Genomic DNA, 3,160 nt, shown 5'->3' on the forward strand with positions numbered 1-3,160 from the left:
GGGCGCGTGCTGTATGAAACGCAAGTGGCGGCGGGGCCGTTCCGCATTCAGGACATCAACGACGCCGTTTCCGGCGAGCTGGACGTGCGCGTCGAAGAGCAGGACGGCAGCGTGCAGGAGTTCAAGATGAACACCGCCAACATTCCTTACCTGACGCGCCCGGGCACGGTGCGTTACAAGCTGGCGACGGGCAAACCGTCGGAGTGGGGGCATCACCTGCGCGGGCCGATGTTCGGCACCGGCGAGTTCTCCTGGGGCATCAGCAACGGCTGGTCGCTGTACGGCGGTGGCATCGCCGGCGGCGATTACAACGCGCTGTCGCTGGGGATCGGGCGCGATCTGATGGCGCTGGGGGCGCTGTCGTTCGACGCCACGCAGTCGCGCGCGCGTTTGCCGCAGGAGGGCACGCTTACCGGCGGTTCGTATCGGTTGAGCTATTCGAAGAACTTCGATGAATACGACAGCCAGGTCACCTTCGCCGGTTACCGCTTCTCCCAGGAGGACTTCATGAGCATGGGGGACTACCTCGATGCGCGTTACGAAGGGGGACGCAGCGGCAAGAGCAAGGAGATGTACACCATCACCTTCAACAAACAGTTCCGCGATCTGGGGCTCAGCACCTATCTCAACTACAGCCACCAAACCTATTGGGATCGGGCGCCGAACGATCGTTACAACCTGATGGTATCGCGCTACTTCGATATCGGCGATTTCAAGAACGTCAGCGTTTCGCTGTCGGCCTATCGTAACCGTTACAACGAGCGCAACGACGACGGGATGTACCTGTCGCTGTCGCTGCCCTGGGGCAGCGCCGGGACGCTCAGTTACAACATGACGCTCGATCGCGAAGAGAACGCCCATCGGGTCGGTTACTACAACCGGGTCGATGAACACAACAACTATCAGATCAGCGCGGGTGCCGCGCGCAGTGGGGCGACCGCCAGCGGGTATTACAGCCATCAGGGCGATATGGCGCAGATCAACGCCAACGCCAGCTACCAGGCCGGCCGCTACAGCGCCGTCGGCATCGGCGCGCAGGGCGGCCTGACGATGGCGGCGGAAGGGGCGGTGCTGCATCGCGTCAATACGCCGGGCGGCACGCGCTTGCTGCTCGATACCGAAGGCGTCGCCGGTGTGCCGGTGCGTGGCTACGGCAGTACGGTGCTGACCAACCGTTACGGCAAGGCGGTGGTGGCGGATGTGAACAGCTACTACCGCAACAAGGCCAGCATCGATCTCAACAGCCTGGGCGACAACGTCGAGGCGACGCGTTCCGTGGTGCAGGCCACGTTGACCGAGGGCGCCATCGGCTACCGAAAGTTCGAGGTGATTGCCGGCGAGAAGGCGATGGCGATCGTCAAGCTGGCGGACGGCAGTGAGCCGCCGTTTGGCGCCACGGTGCTGAATGCCCGCAAACAGGAGACCGGCATCATCAATGACGGCGGCAGCGTTTACCTGTCCGGCCTCAACCCCGGCGAGCGCATGAGCGTGCACTGGAACGGCGCGGCGCAGTGTGAAATCCAGCTGCCGGCGCCGTTGCCGGCCGAAATGCTGATGAACACGTTGCTGCTGCCTTGCCGTCCTCTCACCGGTAACAAGCCGGCGGAGAACGCCAACTGATACCCCGGCGGAGCGTGCTTCGCCGCTAAACCGCCGGGGCGGAATCGCCCGCCTTCGGCTGACTGGAACCGTGAAGACATGATGAATCTGACTATGACCAGAAAGACCGTTTCCCTTTTGAGCTCGCTCGCCGCCGCGTTGACGATCGGCGCGATTGGCCTGCCCGCCCATGCGGCTATCGCGCTGGATCGCACGCGCGTGATTTTCGACGGCGACCTGAAAACGGTCAGTCTCAACATCAGTAACCAGAACAAACAGTTGCCGTATCTGGCCCAGGGATGGATCGAAGACGATCGCGGCAACAAGATCCAAAGCCCTTTCACCGTGCTGCCGCCGGTGCAGCGGGTGGAGCCGGGCAAACCGAGCCAGGTGAAGATCCAGTCGCTGCCGGCGGCGCGTCAGCTGCCGCAGGACAGGGAGACGCTGTATTACTTCAACCTGCGCGAAATACCGCCGCGCAGCAATAAGCCGAACACGCTGCAGATAGCGCTGCAGACGCGCATCAAAATGTTTTATCGCCCGGCGGCGCTCGCCCCGGAAAAGAACGCCGCACCGTGGCAGGAGCAGCTGACGCTGACCCGGCAGGGCGACAAGTACGTGGTGAACAACCCGACCCCGTATTACGTGACGATCGTTGAGGCGAGCGCCGGCAAGGGCGGGAAAGGGGCCGCCGGCTTTGAACCGTTGATGGTGGCGCCGAAGGCCAGCGCCCCGCTGAACGTCTCCGCCGCGAGCCTCGGCAGCGGCCCGTCGCTGGCGTACATCAACGATTACGGTGGTCGGCCGCAGTTGAACTTCCGCTGCGCCGGCAATGCCTGCCAGGTCGTGCCGGTCGCCAAATGACGCGCCGCGCGCAAGCAGGGAAGACCAAGTCATGAACACAGCGGAGTGAACGAATCATGCAACGAAAGAACCCCATGCTGTTGGGAAAGGCCTATGAACGTCATCAGCGACGCACTATTGGCCTGACGGTGTTGGCCGCGCTGATGGTGCCGCTGACGGCGGGCACGATGCTGATGCTGATGCCGCCGGCCCGCGCGGTGGATAACTGGGACGTTGAGGGGGCGAACGGCACGCTCCACGTCTACGGCGCGTTAACGGAAAGCGCCTGCAGTCTGGAAATGACCACCGCCCGCCAGGAGGTATGGCTGGGCGAGACGGGAACGGCGCACTTCCAGCGCCCGGGCGATCGCGGCACGCCGGTCGCCTTCGAGCTGACGCTGAAAGACTGCCTGCGGGCGCCGGCGAGCAACCGCGACGCCTGGACCGGGGTTCTGGCCTGGAGCGGCAGCCAGCCTGCGGTGTCCGTCGCGTTTTCCGCGCCGACGGATGACGACGCGCCAGGTCTGGTCAGGGTCGCCGGCGTCACCGGTTTGGGGTTGCAGTTGGCGGATGCCCGCGGTCTGCCGGTCCGCCTCGGCGCGCGCAACAAACCGGTATTGCTGACGCCGGGACAAAACACCCTGACGTATACGGTGACGCCGGTGCGCACTCCGGCGACGCTGAGCGCCGGCGCTTACCGCGCGGCGATCGATTTCCG

General features: G+C 64.4%; 3 protein-coding genes. All 3 read left to right on the forward strand.

Going from position 1 to position 3,160, the window contains the following annotated elements; genetic code table 11:
* On the forward strand, positions 1-1,620 hold a 1,620-nt coding region (locus J9788_RS24925; protein WP_193550330.1), incomplete at its 5' end, for a fimbria/pilus outer membrane usher protein.
* Positions 1,621-1,698: 78 nt separating this feature from the next.
* Positions 1,699-2,463 carry a fimbria/pilus periplasmic chaperone gene (locus J9788_RS24930; protein ID WP_182265395.1) on the forward strand — a complete coding sequence of 255 codons (765 nt, stop codon included), beginning with the start codon at positions 1,699-1,701 and terminating at the stop codon, positions 2,461-2,463.
* 74 nt (positions 2,464-2,537) lie between these two features.
* Positions 2,538-3,160 (forward strand): fimbrial protein (locus tag J9788_RS24935; protein WP_209333074.1); only part of this gene is annotated, 623 nt, incomplete at its 3' end.

The sequence above is a fragment of the Serratia sp. X10 genome (assembly GCF_017811775.1).
GTDB classification, from domain to species: domain Bacteria; phylum Pseudomonadota; class Gammaproteobacteria; order Enterobacterales; family Enterobacteriaceae; genus Serratia; species Serratia ureilytica.

Bases quoted from the DNA above. Each gene is read 5' to 3' on its own strand.
- J9788_RS24930 (WP_182265395.1), top strand. From the start codon at position 1,699: ATGATGAATCTGACTATGACCAGAAAGACCGTTTCCCTTTTGAGCTCG.